We start from the raw sequence: 15,663 nt of genomic DNA, 5'->3' as shown, positions 1-15,663 counted from the left end.
ACATGCGCCATTACATTTATCGAGCCATAGACAGCAAAGGAAAACTCAGCAACGGAGCGATAAGCGCTGAAAATAAGGATATCGCCACACAAGAATTAAGAGCTAGAGCACTGACTCTAGTAAGCCTGCAAGAGCAAGGGGCAAAGCGCAGCTTTAGCTTGCTTAGTATAAAGCGTAAATTAAAACCCAAAGAACTATTACTGTTTACTCGCCAACTGCACAGCTTCTATGAGGCCAATATACCTGTTAAACAGGCTATCCAGGGAATCATTAGTCACAATGACATCAACAGCCTTGAAGATAGCTGCCACAGCATTAATCAGTCACTAACAGAGGGGCAAAGCTTGAGCGCCGCATTGCACGATAGCAAAGCAGGTTTTGGTGAGCTTTATATCGCTCAAATAAAAGCTGGAGAAAGGTCCGGCAAAATGACTCAAATTTTAGAGGCCCTAGGCAATCATTTAGAAGAGCAAATCTCACAAAGCCATAAAATACGCATGGCTAGCCTTTACCCCATCATTCTTTGCATTGTTGCTGTAGCTATCGTGGGTTTATTGTTAAGTACCGTAGTCCCAAAACTGGTTCAACAGCTCGAAGGCAAAGCCGATTTGCCAATGTTGACTCAAATAATGATAAAACTTAGCGAGCTGAGTCAAGATTATGGCCCAGCCTTAATATTAGCCTTTATAGCTGTGTTTGGATTAAAAAGAGTTTTCTTAAAACAGCAACAATGGCGTTTATCAATCGCAGCCCAGTTACCCATAACTCGGGAGCTGCTTCGTCAAAATGACGCCAGCCGCTACCTATCTACGATTGCCGTACTGTATAAAGCCGGAATCCCCATTGCAGATGCAGCTACGTCGTCTGCGAGACTTATTAAAAGTCCTGATTACAAAGAAGCGCTATCAGCCGCCGAACAACAGCTAAAATCCGGACAACGTCTAAGTGAGTTTTTACAAAGTAGTCAACTGTTGAGCCCTAACAGTCTTTTACTAATCAGTAATGGCGAGCAGAGCGGACGATTAGCTCAAATGTTAGAGAAAGCGGCCAGGGAAGAAAAACAGGATCTTAACAATAGCATCGAAATTGCTCTAGCTGTATTAGAGCCAGCCTTAATTACCATTGTCGGCGGTATAGTATTTCTAATTGTTTTAGCTATTTTATTACCACTCATGCAAATGAACACACTAGTAGGCTGAAATGCGAAACCAAGGACTAAGCCTGCTGGAAGTATTAATTACCCTCGCCATTCTAGCGCTAGCCAGCAGTCTGGTTATTCTAAATTTTGGCAACAAACAGCACGGCAATGACTGGCAAAGTATCAGCCGTTTTATTGAGCACAGCATCCAACAGTCTTTTTATTTACAAGACCAACTGCGTATAAGCTGCTCTGGTGCGCATCTTCGCGTGCAAAAATATCAGTATGCTGTGGTCGCTACCTCCCCAGAACGATCGAATACCAACGGGCGATGGGTAGACACTGATAGCCAACTAAAAATCAATAAGGACATCTGCCTATATCTTAGCCCCCTAGATGATTGCAAGCCCTGCTCTAGCGAGCCAAGCTCGCACGGTAACGGCGCAAAGTTTCAAATGTTTTTTACTGGCGGGCTAGCCTTAGATAGCTACCAGCTTAGAGAAAGGGCTGCTTCTATACCAGAGGTAGAGAACAACAACCCCGGCCTTCTGATACATAGCCACGGCCAAATAGAAGAACTGCCATGAAGACTCACCGGTACAAGCAGCATGGTTTATCGATGATTGAAGTCCTGGTCGCCCTGGCTATTTTCGCCAGCACGGTAGTATTGGCTTTAGGTAGTTTACAGTTTCAACTTGAAAGGCAGTATAAAATTGAACACAAACACCTTGCCGGGCATTTGAGTAATAACCTTGCTTCTGAGCTACAACTGCAATATAGACGTTGGCCCATAGGGCCTGAGCAGGCCAAGTATCAATATGCAGGGAAAACATGGACCGTCAACTATTCCCCTAAAACCGGCCAACTTCTAAACTGGAACTCCCTGACACTTGAAATCTATTTAGACAATACACTTTTAGCAACTCAAACGGTTCACCAAAAATTTTCCGCTGATACTCAGCTGGCTGACAATGCCTATCAACAAATTGGCTACCGCCACCACAAATACGGTAGCGACAAGCCATGAAACTGATGCACCCTCAAAAAGGCATTAGCCTGATAGAAACTTTGATTAGCTTAGCGATTTTTTCCCTAATTTCGGTAGCTGCGAGCCAAGCTTTGCAGCGCGCATCCCTACTGAACGACAAAATAACGGAGAAGAGCCGGCTATTGCAGGAACGTTTTTCGCTCGAACAGCTTATAAGCCGTGATCTACTAAATAGCAAAAATATTGTTTGGCCAAGCCAAGATTGTAGAAGCCCAGAAAATTGTTTTGTTCTAGAGCTAAAGCACACCCTGTCAGAGAGCAAAGAAAATCGTGTTCGATACTTGCGCTATCGCGCTAATGAGCACGGGCTTTTTCGAGATCAACTCGACTCTTTAGGTAACTGGGGAGAATTTCAGCTCTCTGAAGATAGAGAGCTGGCCAGCTTCTCTTTTTTTAGAGCTGGGTCCTGGCACAGCGACTCACCCGGCACAGCTGTTAATTCCTTATCAGAAAACACTATTCAAGCAGAGGGCACTGCTCAAACAACGGATACCATTCAAACAGAAAACACCATTAAGGCAATTGCTATCGACTGGCAATACCCAGAACAAGCCGCCTATCAACAGACTTTACTCCGCCAGTGAGCACGAATATGAGTAAAGTTAAAAGCATCAATCCCATCGCTAACAAGCCCTTAAATAGTGGCAAAGGCGATAGAGGGCGACAGTCTGGCGCAGCTTTGCTACTGGTCCTTTTATTGCTCGCTGTTATCAGCATACTGGTGGTCAACAGCGCCGAAAATAGTTACCACCTACAGCGTCGGCTTACAATGCAGAAACAACAGCAAGCTATCAGTACTGATCTTGGGGCAATTGAACAGTACGCGTTTGACTACTATGCCCAAAGTATTAGCAGCCATAACAGCAGTCACCCTAGGCAGCCTTGGTTTGAAAACTATAGCTTAGCCATAAATGAAAGCACCGTTAAAGCAAAACTTTCACCAGCAACGCCCTGTATTAACCTAAACAGTATCATCGACTTTGATTTGCAACATCTCCAAACAAGCCCTGCACTTCTACAACTCAAATTCTTACTGGAAAATATCCAAGCGCCCAACCCTAACAATGACATCGCGCTCATCCATGAATATTCCAGTGAAATTTTAAGAAGCTCTAGCCTAGACCCTATCGCGAGCAAAGATAGCTTAGCCGAGCGGCTACTAGCCGTAGGATGGAAAAACGAAGATTGGCTGCGCCTAAACGACTTTATTTGTTTTCGACCACATAATGATAGCCGCTGGAACACTAATAATTTCAGCAAAGAAGATATACCATTACTACGCGCGCTGCTGCTCAATCAGCTGGACCGTGAGAGAAGCGCTCGACTTATTGATAGAATTAGCAAAAAACCTTTAAGTAGTAACCACCAGTTTTGGAATATGGGCGAACTGCAATCCATCGAACTTCCAAGCCAGGTGAAACTACAACTGCAACTACGCGATGAGTTTTACTGGCTTCGCATTACCGTGGCACGTAGCCACCACAAGCAGGCGCAGTGGTGGTTTATACAACAACAAAACCAGGTGCTTAAAAAGCTATTTAGTTATAGGATGTAATGCATGGCTGCGCATTTATATATATACATAAAACCCTCGGTGGAATGGCTGGTCTATGAGGACGGTCAGGTAAGCTCGAGCGGCTGCCTAAATATGGCCCACTCCAGCATTAATAGACACAGCAGCCAGCCTTTACAGGCCCTACTACCGAGTGAGTTCTCTAGCCTTCCCTGTCACGTTATTATTGCTAGCGAACACAGCATTTGCTTGAGCGCCGACCTCAGCTGCTCTAAACGAAATGCTCGCGCTGCAGCCGAGTTTGCCCTTCAGGAGTTTAGCAGCGTAAAAACCGAGGAGCTCTTAAGCCATTGCCATTCGAATAGAAACACCCACAGTATTGAAGCCATCGACCGTGAGTTCTTCGACAAACTCTATCAAAGCCTCGACGGCCTGGCGTTGGTAGATGTTTATTTTGATTACCAACTTTTGCCGCAAGAAGCAGACTTTGCCACAGCCTTATGCCTCGGTTCTCGCCTGATCATTAATCAACAAGGCTTGGCAAAATCCGCATTCCAGCGACAAGCCTACAGCGTGCATCAGAGCTGGGCTCAGGCCTGGTGGAGTCGCCTTTCAAAAGCTCAGACCGACAAGCTCAAAATCTATGGCTGCCTGGAAGAGTTCAGTAAGAATTTTTCAGAGTTGGAGCGGCAAGAAATGAGTAAAAACGCCATTGATATTGAGCTCTGCAGCCCCTGCGAGGCTGCTGATTTAGAACAACTGCTTTGCTTTCAGCACTCATTCGACGTCAAGCCAAAACCCAATAGCAACCTGCTCAATAGCCATTTTCCGGCACTGGCAAACAGCTATCGCTTACAACGCCCCGCCAAGCCGCTAATGCTGGCAGGCATTAGCTTAAGCGTTATCTGTGCCTTGTTCTGGGGAAGCCAGTTGTTTTGACTTTACCTTATAGTGAAAATCTTAAAAACTATAACTCAATGAGATCGAGCCATAAGCCTGCCCTTCATTCTGTTGCTTAAATTCTTTGCTGCGAAAAACATGGGAGTAAGACAGCTTCCAACGCTCATAGATTATCGCTGCTCCAATAGCTGCATCACCCACTAGGTATTCTTTATCAACCGAGTGACTATCGCGAAAGGTGTTACCATCCAAAAAGATATTGTTAGCGACTAGTCGAACATCCGTCGCCACAAAACCATAAATATGCCAATCGCGATCGAGTGGATTACCCAGGCCAGGCGCACTGTTATCACCCCCAGGGCGCAAAGTGGACACACCGAAATCATTGGGTAAACGATAGCCCATACGGAATTCACCGCCCGCATTTAGATAGGAGCTCACATTGCCAATGCTACCCCCCCAGTGGTTAATAAAGTCCATATCGATAAAGCCAAGAATAGGCTCATCGGTAATTTGGAATCGGCGTTTGCGCTCAAAAACCAACTGAAAGCCCGGCTCGTTTTCAAGCTGATTATCCCAGCCTAAAAATAAATCGATATCACGCTCCGCATGAATAAAGTCTTGAGCTTCTTTCGCCTTGGCCAGAGGCCCTACCACCCCTAAATTTAACTCAACAGAATGCAGACGATCACCAACTCGAGCTTGATAACCAATGCCGCCGTATAACCAACCCGCATAGGGGCGATCATCTGGGTCAACTGTTAGACGGTTACGATCTGTAGGGGTAAACATAAGCTGGCCGGCACTCAAAATCATATTGCGCTGCGCATGCTGCTCACCCTTTTTAGGAGGACTTGGGTGAATGAACTTAAGCCACTCATTGAGTGTATTCACCCAAGGGTAAGCTTCTTCACGACTGGTCAAGAAGCTGTCGACATCCGGCGAGATAAAAGACATTCGCACACCATTGGTGTAATTCAAATCCGTGCCGGTAAACAGATCGTTTTCAAAGTATAAATTGGCCGTCCAGCGATCTTCTGCTAAAGCAGCCATAGGGTTAACGCTCGCAGCCAGTACGCACAAGGCTCCGTATATCTTGTTCATTTCTTTCCTTTGAACGGCCTTAGGCCTTAGTCAATCGTTTTTGCGACTTCAGCTATTAAGCGACGAAGCCATTGATGCGCCGGATTATTTTGCAATAAGGGACTCCAGGCCATTTTCAGCTCGAGCGGAGGTATCTCAAATGGCGGATCTTTAATCACCACGCGACTATTTTTGCTTTGCAGCTGAGCCGCCCGGGTAGGAATGGTCACCACCAGATCTTTTTGTTCCGCTAGCAGCATTGCGGCCTGATAGTGGCGGGTAAAAACGGTAATCTCACGCTTATGGCCGGCTTTTGCCAAAGCTTCATCAACCCAACCCAGGCGCTGTACGTCACTCGGGTTAACGCCTACGCCCACGCCCATGCCGGTTTTACTGACCCAAACATGCTTGGATTGCAGATATTTTTCGAGATCAAAATCGTGCCTAGCGGGATTCTTCTTACTCATTAGGCAAGAAAAGCTATCACGCCAAACCGTCAACTGGTGAAAGGACTGTGGCATAGAGTCAAAACGGTTGATCACCATATCAACCTTGCCTTGCTCTACATCGAGAAAACTCACGTCACTGGGCGTCATAATATCCAGCGTTACACCTGGCGCATCATTACGTAAGCGCTTTAATAGCTTCGGGAATAAAGTCGATTCTGCATAATCGCTGGCCATGATGCGAAATACTCGCTCACTGCCCTTAGCATCGAAGTCTTCCCGAGGTTGCACTGCCTTTTCGATATCAGCCAGTACCGCCCTTACCTGGGGCTCCAATTCTGTTGCTCTCTCAGTGGGGGTCATCCCTTCGCTGGTTCTTACCAGTAATGGGTCATTAAACAATTCTCTTAGGCGCTTTAAACCATTACTCATGGCTGGCTGACTAATACCCAAATGGCTAGCCGCTTTAGTAACATTGCGCTCTCTAAGAAGCACGTCGAGATAGACAAGAAGATTGAGATCGATACGGGAGATATTCATAGGCGACACTTTATTTCAGTGGTCGCTATTATTCATCAAAGATATAGCTTTGTCCATCTGCATTTTAAATACAGATAGCACAGATAACAGAGCTGGACTAGATTGAAGCAGATACGGAGCGGATATCTACCGCATGATTAAAGCCTTCTTTCACCACCCGGTTGCGCCCTGAGGTTTTTGCTCCATAGAGGCGCTTATCTGCAACGCGATAAAGACTATCAAGATCCCTGCCGTCATTGCCGTACTCTGCCACCCCAATGCTAACGGTTACATAAACACTTTCTCCGTCCTGCTCAAAGCTCTCTGAGTCAATAGACTGGCGCAGTGTTTCGGCCACATTAGATGCAGAATTAAGGTCAGCTCCAGAGAGAATTAAGCAAAACTCTTCCCCGCCAACTCTAAATCCATAATCCGTTTGGCGACTATGGCTTCGAATTAAATCAGCCAAACCTTGTAAAACTCGGTCTCCGAGTATATGCCCGTAACGATCATTGACCTCTTTAAAGTGGTCAACATCGATCAACAACAGGCTCAGCGCTATATCATTACGTTTAGCAACCTGAACCTCACGCTGAAATATCTCAGTAAGACGTAGTCGATTATTCAAGCCCGTCAATGAGTCCTGTGAAGCCATCTTCATAAGCGCCTGCTGTGAGCGCTCTCTATTCACCTCATAAAGATGAGAAAACACCCAAATAAGTGAGCCGCACAGTACCACATTAAACGCACTGCTTAAGGTTAGGATACCTATCTCCATCTCTACACGAATATAAAATGCCACAGCTGCGAAAAAGACGTAAACCGCGGTAAACCTGAGGCCTAGGTGACTACCCAAGGTAAGATAAGAAATTAAAGGCAGTAAAAACACCCAAACAAAAATTGTCGGACTGGTATTGGGCACCAGCAAAGCAATCATCATTATGGTGTAGAAACACAGGATAAATCCCACACTCCAAGCCAGTAACCGCTGTGTTGTGGCCATTCGATAATAAGAGAAGACAGCCGCCATAGCCGCTAGAAATTCAATAGCGGCCAAGCCATGCAACCCTCGCATTATATTTAAGACACAAAATATTAAACCACCCCAAGCCGTAAAAAGGCTAAGGGCACGCATCACGGAGCGGCGATGTGGGGAATTATCTTGAAACAGCACTATGCCAGCCCCTCACATCGAGGAGTAAGAGACACATAAAAAGCGTTCGTAGTATAAATCAATAGATATCGCATAGTTCGCTTGTGGCATCCTTGCACAGCTACATTATTTATTGTGGTGATCACATAAGGTGGCGATCATTTGTACAACAGCTCCACCAGTATACTCCAAGCGATGCTATGCACCTTGCTTTAAGCGCCAAACGGTCGTTTTTCAAACGCGCTCTATGCAGACGTGATTAAAGCTTCCTTGCTTTCAATCGAACTAAGCGCTTAAAAATTGAATGTGCTCTAAGCTGATATCTTTATCAATATAAGCCATGCCGAGTTTATTGAGATACTCCATTCGATCAGCGCTGCGAAGGTCTATATCCGGAACCGGCAAGCCTTTAGCCTGATAAATACCCGCCACATGCGCCAGATATGCTTCCCCCTCCTGGATCAGTAGTAAACTCATAGCGCCGACATCGGGTTTCACCAGCTTGTTTAGCTCTTCAGGTAGCTGCAACTCAAGAATGGCAGGCTGCTCATCACCCTCCACCCTGACACCACGATCACGTACAGCTTGAGCGGCCCAATAATAGGCCAGCTCTTTACTCTGGGTTAAAAACACCGGTTCAATGGTTTCAGTATAGCTATTGCCAATAGTCGCCATGGTCTGCTTTGCTGCTTGTTTCATGGCTTTATCGCCGGAACGCTTGAGGCCATAGGCCTGAATAGAGCCCAGTAGCGCCGAAGAGGTACCGTGATACCAAATGTTGCTATTAGCGAAGCCCGCCTCGCTCAATAACTCGGGAGAATCTTTAAATTGGGCTGGAATATCTGTCATGCTCACAATCACTTAATCATCTATGGCTTAAAACGCTGGGAGTTTAACCTATTTTACTTATCAGGGGTCAGACCCGATTGAGTCCGGCCCCGACTCGAGGCATAAAAAAAGCGGCACCTATAACAGGGGCCGCTTTTTCGCTGTGGAGCCTATTGCTAAGCCCCTAGCAACTAGCTCGATTTAGCCGAACTGGTTGGAGGTGTTTTTCGCACCACCAGCTTTCAGAGCGTTCTCACCAGCATAGTACTCTTTGTGGTCGTCGCCCAAGTCAGAACCAGCCATGTTCTGGTGCTTAACGCAAGCGATGCCTTGACGGATCTCTTTACGCTGAACGCCTTCAACATAACCCAACATGCCCTGCTCACCGAAGTACTCTTTCGCCAAGTTGTCTACTGACAAGGCGGTAGTGTGGTAAGTCGGAAGAGTAATCAAGTGGTGGAATACGTTCGCTTCACGAGCTGTATCCGCCTGGAAAGTCTTAACACGAGCATCAGCCGCAGCGGACAACTCAGAACCATCGTAATCAGCAGACATTAGGTTGTCGCGATCGTAAGCCGAAACGTCTTTACCTTCAGCCGCCCATGCATCGTAAGTTTGCTGACGGAAGTTCAAAGTCCAGTTGAACGAAGGAGAGTTGTTGTAAACCAACTTCGCATCAGGGTGCACTTTACGTACTTCGTCCATCATGCCCTTAATTTCGTGCACAGTTGGAACCGCAGTCTCGATCCACAACAGGTCAGCACCGGCATTAATCGCTTCGATACAGTCAAATACGCAACGCTCATGGCCAGTACCCTGACGGAACTGATACAAACCAGAAGGTAGACGCTTAGGACGTACCAACTTGCCGCCACGGTTGAATACAACATCGCCTTCAGCCATGTCAGCTACGTCGATTTCTTCAACGTCTAGGTAAGAGTTGTATACATCACCTTGATCGCCTTGCTCTTTAACCACAGCGATTTCTTTAGTTAGACCAGCACCTTCAGAGTCAGTACGAGCAACGATTAGGCCGTCATCAACACCTAGCTCCATGAATGCGTAACGTAGCGCACGTAGCTTATTGTGGAAATCAGCGTGAGGTACGGTTACTTTACCGTCCTGGTGACCACACTGCTTCTCATCAGCAACCTGGTTTTCGATCTGCAAGCAGCAAGCGCCCGCTTCGATCATTTGCTTAGCCATCAAGTAAGTCGCTTCAGCATTACCAAAGCCAGCATCGATATCAGCAACGATTGGCACAACGTGAGTTTCGTGGTTGTCGATTTGATCTTGGATCTCTGCAGCTTTAGCCGTATCACCCGCTTCACGAGCGGCGTCCAAAGCGCGGAACAAACCACCTAGCTCACGAGCATCAGCTTGACGCAAGAAGGTGTATAGCTCTTCTACAAGGCCAGCTACAGCAGTCTTCTCATGCATAGACTGGTCAGGAAGAGGACCGAAGTCAGAGCGTAGAGCCGCAACCATCCAACCTGATAGGTACAAGTAGCGACGCTCAGTTGAACCGAAGTGCTTCTTGATAGAGATCAGCTTCTGCTGACCTACAAAACCGTGCCAGCAGCCCAAAGACTGAGTGTACTTGGTCTTGTCTTTATCGAACTCAGCCATGTCACGACGCATGATACCAGCGGTATACTTAGCGATGTCCAAGCCAGTTTTGAATTTGTTCTGAGCGCGCATGCGAGCAACAGATTCTGGGTTGATGGCACTCCAAGAATCGCCCATCTTGTCGATGGTAGCGCCGGCTGCCTGAATGTCATTTTGGTAAGCGGACATGATCGTTCCTCATATCAGAGTAAGATTGCTATAAATTTGCTATAGCGCCCAAGCGGGCCGATGAGTGTGCTACCGAAGACGGTATAACCCTCATCTCGACTATGGGCTTAGTCTATTGCGGGGACTTACATAATTGAAATCGATACTACCAATATTTGATATTCACCAAATGTATGGAGGCACTTCGATCTTATCTATAACGATGCCCTTAAGTCCAAAGCTAGTGACGCAGCGCTAGGCCTATGCAGAGATCTATTGTGATAGCTCGTAAAAAACACATTTACTGCCAACCAATAAGCAATAGAACGCGTCTACAAAGCAAATATCGCAAAAACCGCCTAATCAAGGCTTACGCTGGATCAATAAGTGACGACAAATCCGAATACACAATATAGCTCAGCCGAGATAGAGCTTCTGGTGCTGCAAGCCCAAACAGGCGACAGCGAGTCACTGCAAAAGCTGTATTACTGTTTCGCCAAAGCTCTAGAGCGCTACGCCCTACTCCAAAGCAGCGACGCCGAGCTGGCGCGAGATGCTTGCCAAGAGTGCTGGCTTAACTGCTGCCGAAAACTAACCCAGCTAAAAGATCCTGCGGCATTTAGAGCTTGGCTATTTAGCAGCCTCAGGCACCGCATTGTAGACCTGGCGCGAAACAAAGACGCCTTTCGGCGCAGATTAGAAAGGCTAGAACAAGAAAATGAGATTTATAGATGTAGCGAGGAAGCCTATGAGCCAAGCCTTGAGCAAGAAGGCAGTCTTACCGAATCAACTAGCTTGCCCCTGTGGAGCGCGATTAGGAATCTCCCCCAACAAGAGCGTCAATGCATCTACCTCTTTTATCAAGAAGAATTCAGTACCAGAGAAATTGCCCTAACACTAGGCGTCAGTCAGGGCACGATAAAGTCACAGCTAAGCCGAGGCCGGCAGCATCTGCGCGATGCACTTAATAAAGCATCCACAAACGTAAAGCCAAATAACAACTAAGCCTTTTAACAGAATAGATACAAGGATCCAGCTATGGATATTGATAAACAAATCAAAGAACAACTTAAACAAGAAAGCGAGCAGCTTGATCAGTTATTGCAAGCCGATAAAGGCTTGTTTGGCCGTATACAAGATAGCTATCACAGCAGCATGAGCTTTTGGATTGTATACAGCTTCTTTTTTGCCTTCCTGATTGGCGGGGCTCTGTGCTTTTGTGCTTACCAGTTTTTTCAGGCCCAAGAGACCCAAAGCATGATATTTTGGGGAGTGCTCAGTCTAGCGGCCATGATTGTTTTGGCGCCTCTGAAACTGTGGCTGCTCAATGAAAGTGGGCGGCAAGCCGTTCTGCGCGAAATAAAGCGAATGGAGATTCGACAAGAACAGCGTATTCAAACGCTCTTAGAAAAGCTGAATTCATAACAATATAAAGCAGCGGCGCCCAAGCCTTTGAAGGAGATTCATTCTTTAACACTTAGCGAAGCTGCTAACCTTTTCAAACGAACAACAGAGTCATCCCATGATTTTATTTGCAATAATAAGTTTAAAAAATAAATAGCTATTGCTCAGCCTGTACTACACTCTTTTACTCAAAAAGCAGTTTAAGAGGAGCTTTGCTGTGCCCAGAAGTAAAACACTGTTTCTTATCGCAGGCTTTAGCTTGCTTAGCGCTTGTAGCTCAAGCGATGAAAATCTAATCAACGATGCCTGTATGGCTTCATTTAGTAGCGACGAAAAGTTTTGTAGCTGCTTAGGGGAAACTATCGTTGATACCCTAGATGGCGATGAGCTGGATGCCTATACTGAAGCTGTCGGTAATGCCTTAGCGAGCTATGAAGAGCATGGCGGGGCCCGCATTAGATTATTCCCTGTGCCCAAGCTGTACCGTTTTTCTGAAGATAGAAAAACTCTTAGCGGAGCCATCAAAAAGTTGTATAAGGCAGAAGATATCTGCTTAAGACAATAAGCAGTTTATATAGCGAGCCGCAACAAGCTAATAAGCCCGAAGTTAACTCCCTAAACAGGAGCTTGGCGGGCTTATTACAGCTCAGCAGTATCTTAATAGCTAATCATTTTGGCCAGAGTTGCTGGGTTAACTCCCCTGCTGAGATTTCCGTACAAGCCGCATAATTACTACCGGCCCATAGTGGGGTAAAGTCATCTTGCCCACGTTGTTCAGCAGCGGCTCTCAATGGCGCCAGTGCAATTGAAGCATAGGGAAACTCCGGCGCTAGAGTGCTGATAAAATTAAGCTCTGCCATAGCTCGATTAGTGATTCCTCTTGCTAAACGCCCAGAGAACACATTGGTCAATGCTGTTTTCGCTGTAGCTTGTTTTATTGCAGCACGGTGTACAGCAGTGGTACTCGCCTCATTGCACAACAAATAAGCCGTACCCAACTGAGCCGCTGAAGCACCCAGCTCCATCATCGAGACGATATCTGAGTGATTGCTTATTCCACCAGCCGCCACAATAGGCGAAGAGATATTCTCCCGAAGCTGAGACACTAAATCTGCCGTCCCCAGCTGCAGCTCTAAATCAGTCCTTAAAAACATCCCCCGGTGGCCACCGGCCTCCAAGCCTTGAGCGATAACAAAATCTGCGCCATTTTCCGCCAACCAACAGCCCTCCTCCACCGTCGTCGCTGAAGACAGCACCTTGCTACCCCAAGACTTAACGCGATCGAGTAATTCTGGCGTCGGCAGACCAAAATGAAAGCTAATAACAGGAGGCTTAAATTCCTCCAATATATCAGTAAAGCTATTATCAAAAGGCACTCGTAGACCAGAAACCCCACTGGGGGCCTCCACCGTAAACTCTTCGTAATAAGCGAATAAACTGTCTTGCCAGCTCTTCAGACGCAGCGCATCGAGCTTAGGCATATCATGACAAAAGAAGTTGACATTGTAGCTATGAGGACTGTGTTTTTTAAAACTGTGCAGTTGCTCCACGAGCTGCTCCGCACTTAACATGCCACAAGGTATTGACCCAAGCCCTCCAGCATTAGAAACCTCTGCCGCCAACCGCCAATCTTGCACGCCTGCCATTGGTGCTTGAATAAGAGGCTTGTCGATCCCTAGCACTTCGCAAAAATTCATAAATGTAGTTCCAATTGCTATGTTTTTTTGGGCGGTGGGGGCAGCTATTCCGTCAAAGCTCAGAAATAGCACTGAAGTGCATCAATAAACTTTAACCATGCCCTACGCAGCTTAATTAGCTGTATGATATCGTATTAGAGCTGTTAACCTAGAAAAACATTATTCAGCAAGCCACCGCTGAACACGGTCAGGCGCTCAGCACACTCTATCAAGCCCTTAAATCGAATATAGTTAAAATGAGAGTTTTTAATGAACACCACACCAACGCTGAGCATAGCTTTCATTCTCTTTTTATTGTTAGCCACCCCCCTAATCGCCAAACCCGATGTCGAGACATGCCAAATTGAGAGTGTTATGCAAAAACAACTACGAATAGCTACCTTCAATGTCAGTATGGAAGCCAGTAATTACCCGGTAGAAGGTAACAGTATTTATCAAGCATCACGGCTCACTGAAGTATTAAAAGAAGGGAAGCAAATACAGCTACGTAATATTGCTGAAATTATTCAGCGCGTACGCCCCGACGTTATTCTACTTAACGAATTCGATTACATTGAAAACGAAGAAGATGGGATTGGCTTATTTGTTAAAAAGTATTTACAGCAAAGCCAAAACCGGCAAGAAGCTATTAACTACCCTTATATCTATATCAACAGCGTTAATACTGGAGTAGAAACTGGCTTAAACGCAAAAGATAGTCGGCTTAGCCACTTTGGCTTTGGCCGATACCCAGGCCAATTCGGTATGGCCTTATTATCAAAATACCCCATTGAAGAAAGCCAAGTTCGTACTTTCCAAAAGTTTCTTTGGAAAGATATGCCAGATAATCTGCTACCTACAGATAAAAATGGTAAGAGTTGGTACAGCACTGAAGACGTAAATATTATGCGCTTATCTTCTAAATCCCATTGGGACGTACCGTTAAATATTAATGGAACGTTAGTTAGTATCCTGGCCAGCCATCCGACGCCACCAGTATTCGACGGCCCAGAAGATCGCAACGGACGCCGAAACCATGACGAAATACGCTTCTGGAAAGACTATATCGCAGGCGATAAAAACAGCTATCACTATGACGACGCACAGCAAAAAGGTGGTATAGCGAAAATTAGGGATTTTGTAATTCTGGGCGATCTCAATGCCAGTGCAAACGAAGGCGATGCCTACCCTGGCACAATGAATCAGCTTTTAGAGCACCCGGCTATTAATGACTACCCAGCCCCCTCCTCGGATGGCGGAAGCCTCAATAAAGCCGAAAGCCCTTATGCTAAAAGCCATACAGCTGCTTGGGGAATGCGAGCTGATTATGTATTACCTTCGAAAGGCCTAAAACTCATAGACAGCGGTGTTTTTTGGCCAAAACCAGATAGTAAAGAAGCCTACCTAGTGGCCGACAGAAACGCCTCATCAGATCACCGATTGGTGTGGGTGGATATTGAAAACCCAGCGTTGAAGAATTGCCCCAAATAGACTTCATATGCAAATTGCAGAGATCTTTTACTAAGGTTTTTAACACACTTTGCGCCAAATTTTCTATGCTCTACATTCGGCGAAGTTGCGTATTTTTAACTGTTGCACTGCTATTCACTGGCAGCTCAAACCTGCCACCGATGTGAGCCTGATGAGGTACAGAGGTTAATTCATTTTTATAAAACACTCAGGATTCGATTTTACTAAGCGAATTTGGCAAGCTCACTGAGGCAAGCGAGACTTCCTTAAACGCTAAAGATCGGATCACCTCTACCCCCTCAGGAAGGCTTAGCTCAGTTAAATTGTTTCCTACAAATGACTCTTTGCCTATAATTTTTATCGATGAGGGTATACTCACTTATGTCAATTGATAGTTTCTAAATGCCCGCTCACCGACCTCGGTTACAGCAACACCATTATTATCGCTAGGAATTTCTATCTCTTTGCCGCTAGGGCACCCAAGCTCAGCATCACAACCAATCACAACATTGGGAGGGTCAAAAATAAAAGATTGGGAAGCAGCCTGAGGAACAAGCAAAATCATTAAAGTGCGCAAACAGACAGCCAAAACTGTGTGCTTAGTGGACATAATTTTTAATATCCCTATAAAAATAGAGAGTTAGACGATCTGATACCGGCTATTAAACTATCAAAAATTTATCATAACAAGAGAGTTAGCGAAGATAGA

At 45.9% G+C, this 15,663-nt stretch carries 19 protein-coding genes; 10 read left to right on the top strand and 9 right to left on the bottom strand.

Translation table 11 applies throughout. The annotated features are described in order from the left end of the window. The first annotated feature begins 2 nt into the window (after nt 1–2). The 6 genes from Q1A08_RS01605 to Q1A08_RS01580 are packed head-to-tail and all read left to right on the top strand — an operon-like array spanning nt 3 to nt 4,638. On the top strand, nt 3–1,199 hold the full coding sequence (locus Q1A08_RS01605) for a type II secretion system F family protein (RefSeq protein WP_299768745.1): 1,197 nt from the start codon (nt 3–5) through the stop codon (nt 1,197–1,199). Nucleotide 1,200: 1 nt separating this feature from the next. Beyond that, nucleotides 1,201–1,725, top strand: a complete 525-nt coding sequence (locus tag Q1A08_RS01600) for a prepilin-type N-terminal cleavage/methylation domain-containing protein (protein ID WP_299768743.1) — start codon at nt 1,201–1,203, stop codon at nt 1,723–1,725. Then, nucleotides 1,722–2,165 carry a prepilin-type N-terminal cleavage/methylation domain-containing protein gene (locus Q1A08_RS01595; protein ID WP_299768740.1) on the top strand — a complete coding sequence of 148 codons (444 nt, stop codon included), beginning with the start codon at nt 1,722–1,724 and terminating at the stop codon, nt 2,163–2,165. The genes Q1A08_RS01600 and Q1A08_RS01595 overlap by 4 nt, the downstream gene beginning before the upstream one ends. Beyond that, nucleotides 2,162–2,770 carry a prepilin-type N-terminal cleavage/methylation domain-containing protein gene (locus Q1A08_RS01590; protein WP_299768737.1) on the top strand — a complete coding sequence of 203 codons (609 nt, stop codon included), beginning with the start codon at nt 2,162–2,164 and terminating at the stop codon, nt 2,768–2,770. Before Q1A08_RS01595 ends, Q1A08_RS01590 begins: the two co-directional genes overlap by 4 nt. An 8-nt stretch (nt 2,771–2,778) precedes the next feature. After that, nucleotides 2,779–3,741 (top strand): type II secretion system protein GspK, encoded by a 963-nt coding sequence (locus Q1A08_RS01585; RefSeq protein WP_299768734.1) that lies wholly within the window; start codon nt 2,779–2,781, stop codon nt 3,739–3,741. A gap of 3 nt (nt 3,742–3,744) precedes the next feature. Continuing rightward, on the top strand, nt 3,745–4,638 hold the full coding sequence (locus tag Q1A08_RS01580; protein WP_299768731.1) for a hypothetical protein: 894 nt from the start codon (nt 3,745–3,747) through the stop codon (nt 4,636–4,638). Nucleotides 4,639–4,659: 21 nt separating this feature from the next. Here the strand turns inward: Q1A08_RS01580 and Q1A08_RS01575 are convergent, their stop codons facing one another. The 5 genes from Q1A08_RS01575 to Q1A08_RS01555 all read right to left on the bottom strand — a co-directional run bounded on the left by Q1A08_RS01575 (nt 4,660) and on the right by Q1A08_RS01555 (nt 10,425). Beyond that, nucleotides 4,660–5,703: a lipid A deacylase LpxR family protein gene (locus tag Q1A08_RS01575; RefSeq protein WP_299768728.1), complete on the bottom strand. Its 1,044-nt coding sequence runs from the start codon at nt 5,701–5,703 to the stop codon at nt 4,660–4,662. A 26-nt stretch (nt 5,704–5,729) separates the two neighbouring features. Next, on the bottom strand, nt 5,730–6,668 hold the full coding sequence (locus Q1A08_RS01570; protein WP_299768725.1) for a LysR family transcriptional regulator: 939 nt from the start codon (nt 6,666–6,668) through the stop codon (nt 5,730–5,732). 97 nt (nt 6,669–6,765) lie between these two features. Next, nucleotides 6,766–7,821 (bottom strand): GGDEF domain-containing protein, encoded by a 1,056-nt coding sequence (locus Q1A08_RS01565; protein WP_299768723.1) that lies wholly within the window; start codon nt 7,819–7,821, stop codon nt 6,766–6,768. A 264-nt stretch (nt 7,822–8,085) separates the two neighbouring features. Beyond that, nucleotides 8,086–8,649, bottom strand: a complete 564-nt coding sequence (locus Q1A08_RS01560) for a hypothetical protein (protein ID WP_299768720.1) — start codon at nt 8,647–8,649, stop codon at nt 8,086–8,088. Nucleotides 8,650–8,829: 180 nt separating this feature from the next. Continuing rightward, complete coding sequence (locus Q1A08_RS01555) at nt 8,830–10,425, bottom strand: isocitrate lyase (RefSeq protein ID WP_299768717.1); 1,596 nt, start codon at nt 10,423–10,425, stop codon at nt 8,830–8,832. Nucleotides 10,426–10,791: 366 nt separating this feature from the next. Here Q1A08_RS01555 and Q1A08_RS01550 point away from each other — a divergent pair, with 366 nt between their 5' ends. The 3 genes from Q1A08_RS01550 (at nt 10,792) to Q1A08_RS01540 (ending at nt 12,373) form a co-directional block, all read left to right on the top strand. Then, nucleotides 10,792–11,409 (top strand): sigma-70 family RNA polymerase sigma factor, encoded by a 618-nt coding sequence (locus Q1A08_RS01550; protein ID WP_299768715.1) that lies wholly within the window; start codon nt 10,792–10,794, stop codon nt 11,407–11,409. A 33-nt stretch (nt 11,410–11,442) separates the two neighbouring features. Further along, nucleotides 11,443–11,829 (top strand): DUF6768 family protein, encoded by a 387-nt coding sequence (locus tag Q1A08_RS01545; RefSeq protein WP_299768713.1) that lies wholly within the window; start codon nt 11,443–11,445, stop codon nt 11,827–11,829. 196 nt (nt 11,830–12,025) lie between these two features. Further along, on the top strand, nt 12,026–12,373 hold the full coding sequence (locus Q1A08_RS01540) for a hypothetical protein (RefSeq protein WP_299768710.1): 348 nt from the start codon (nt 12,026–12,028) through the stop codon (nt 12,371–12,373). Between the two features lie 103 nt (nt 12,374–12,476). Here the strand turns inward: Q1A08_RS01540 and Q1A08_RS01535 are convergent, their stop codons facing one another. Both Q1A08_RS01535 and Q1A08_RS01530 read right to left on the bottom strand, forming a co-directional pair. Beyond that, a complete protein-coding gene (locus Q1A08_RS01535) occupies nt 12,477–13,505 on the bottom strand; it encodes a nitronate monooxygenase (protein ID WP_299768709.1) in 1,029 nt (342 codons plus the stop codon). A 143-nt stretch (nt 13,506–13,648) separates the two neighbouring features. Then, complete coding sequence (locus Q1A08_RS01530; RefSeq protein WP_299768707.1) at nt 13,649–13,789, bottom strand: hypothetical protein; 141 nt, start codon at nt 13,787–13,789, stop codon at nt 13,649–13,651. Between the two features lie 70 nt (nt 13,790–13,859). Between Q1A08_RS01530 and Q1A08_RS01525 the strand changes: the two genes are divergently transcribed. After that, nucleotides 13,860–14,975: an endonuclease/exonuclease/phosphatase family protein gene (locus tag Q1A08_RS01525; RefSeq protein WP_299768705.1), complete on the top strand. Its 1,116-nt coding sequence runs from the start codon at nt 13,860–13,862 to the stop codon at nt 14,973–14,975. A 187-nt stretch (nt 14,976–15,162) separates the two neighbouring features. On the opposite strand, the gene Q1A08_RS21470 is transcribed toward Q1A08_RS01525, so the two are convergent. Together Q1A08_RS21470 and Q1A08_RS01520 are read right to left on the bottom strand one after the other, a co-directional pair. Beyond that, a complete protein-coding gene (locus Q1A08_RS21470; RefSeq protein ID WP_363323474.1) occupies nt 15,163–15,333 on the bottom strand; it encodes a leucine-rich repeat protein in 171 nt (56 codons plus the stop codon). Then, the gene (locus tag Q1A08_RS01520; protein ID WP_299768702.1) at nt 15,334–15,564 is read right to left on the bottom strand and encodes a hypothetical protein; all 231 of its coding nucleotides are present in this window, start codon (nt 15,562–15,564) and stop codon (nt 15,334–15,336) included. Nucleotides 15,565–15,663: the final 99 nt, after the last annotated feature.

Source organism: uncultured Pseudoteredinibacter sp. (genome assembly GCF_947500695.1).
Lineage (GTDB): Bacteria > Pseudomonadota > Gammaproteobacteria > Pseudomonadales > Cellvibrionaceae > Pseudoteredinibacter.
This window is presented reverse-complemented; position numbering and strand designations above follow the sequence as displayed.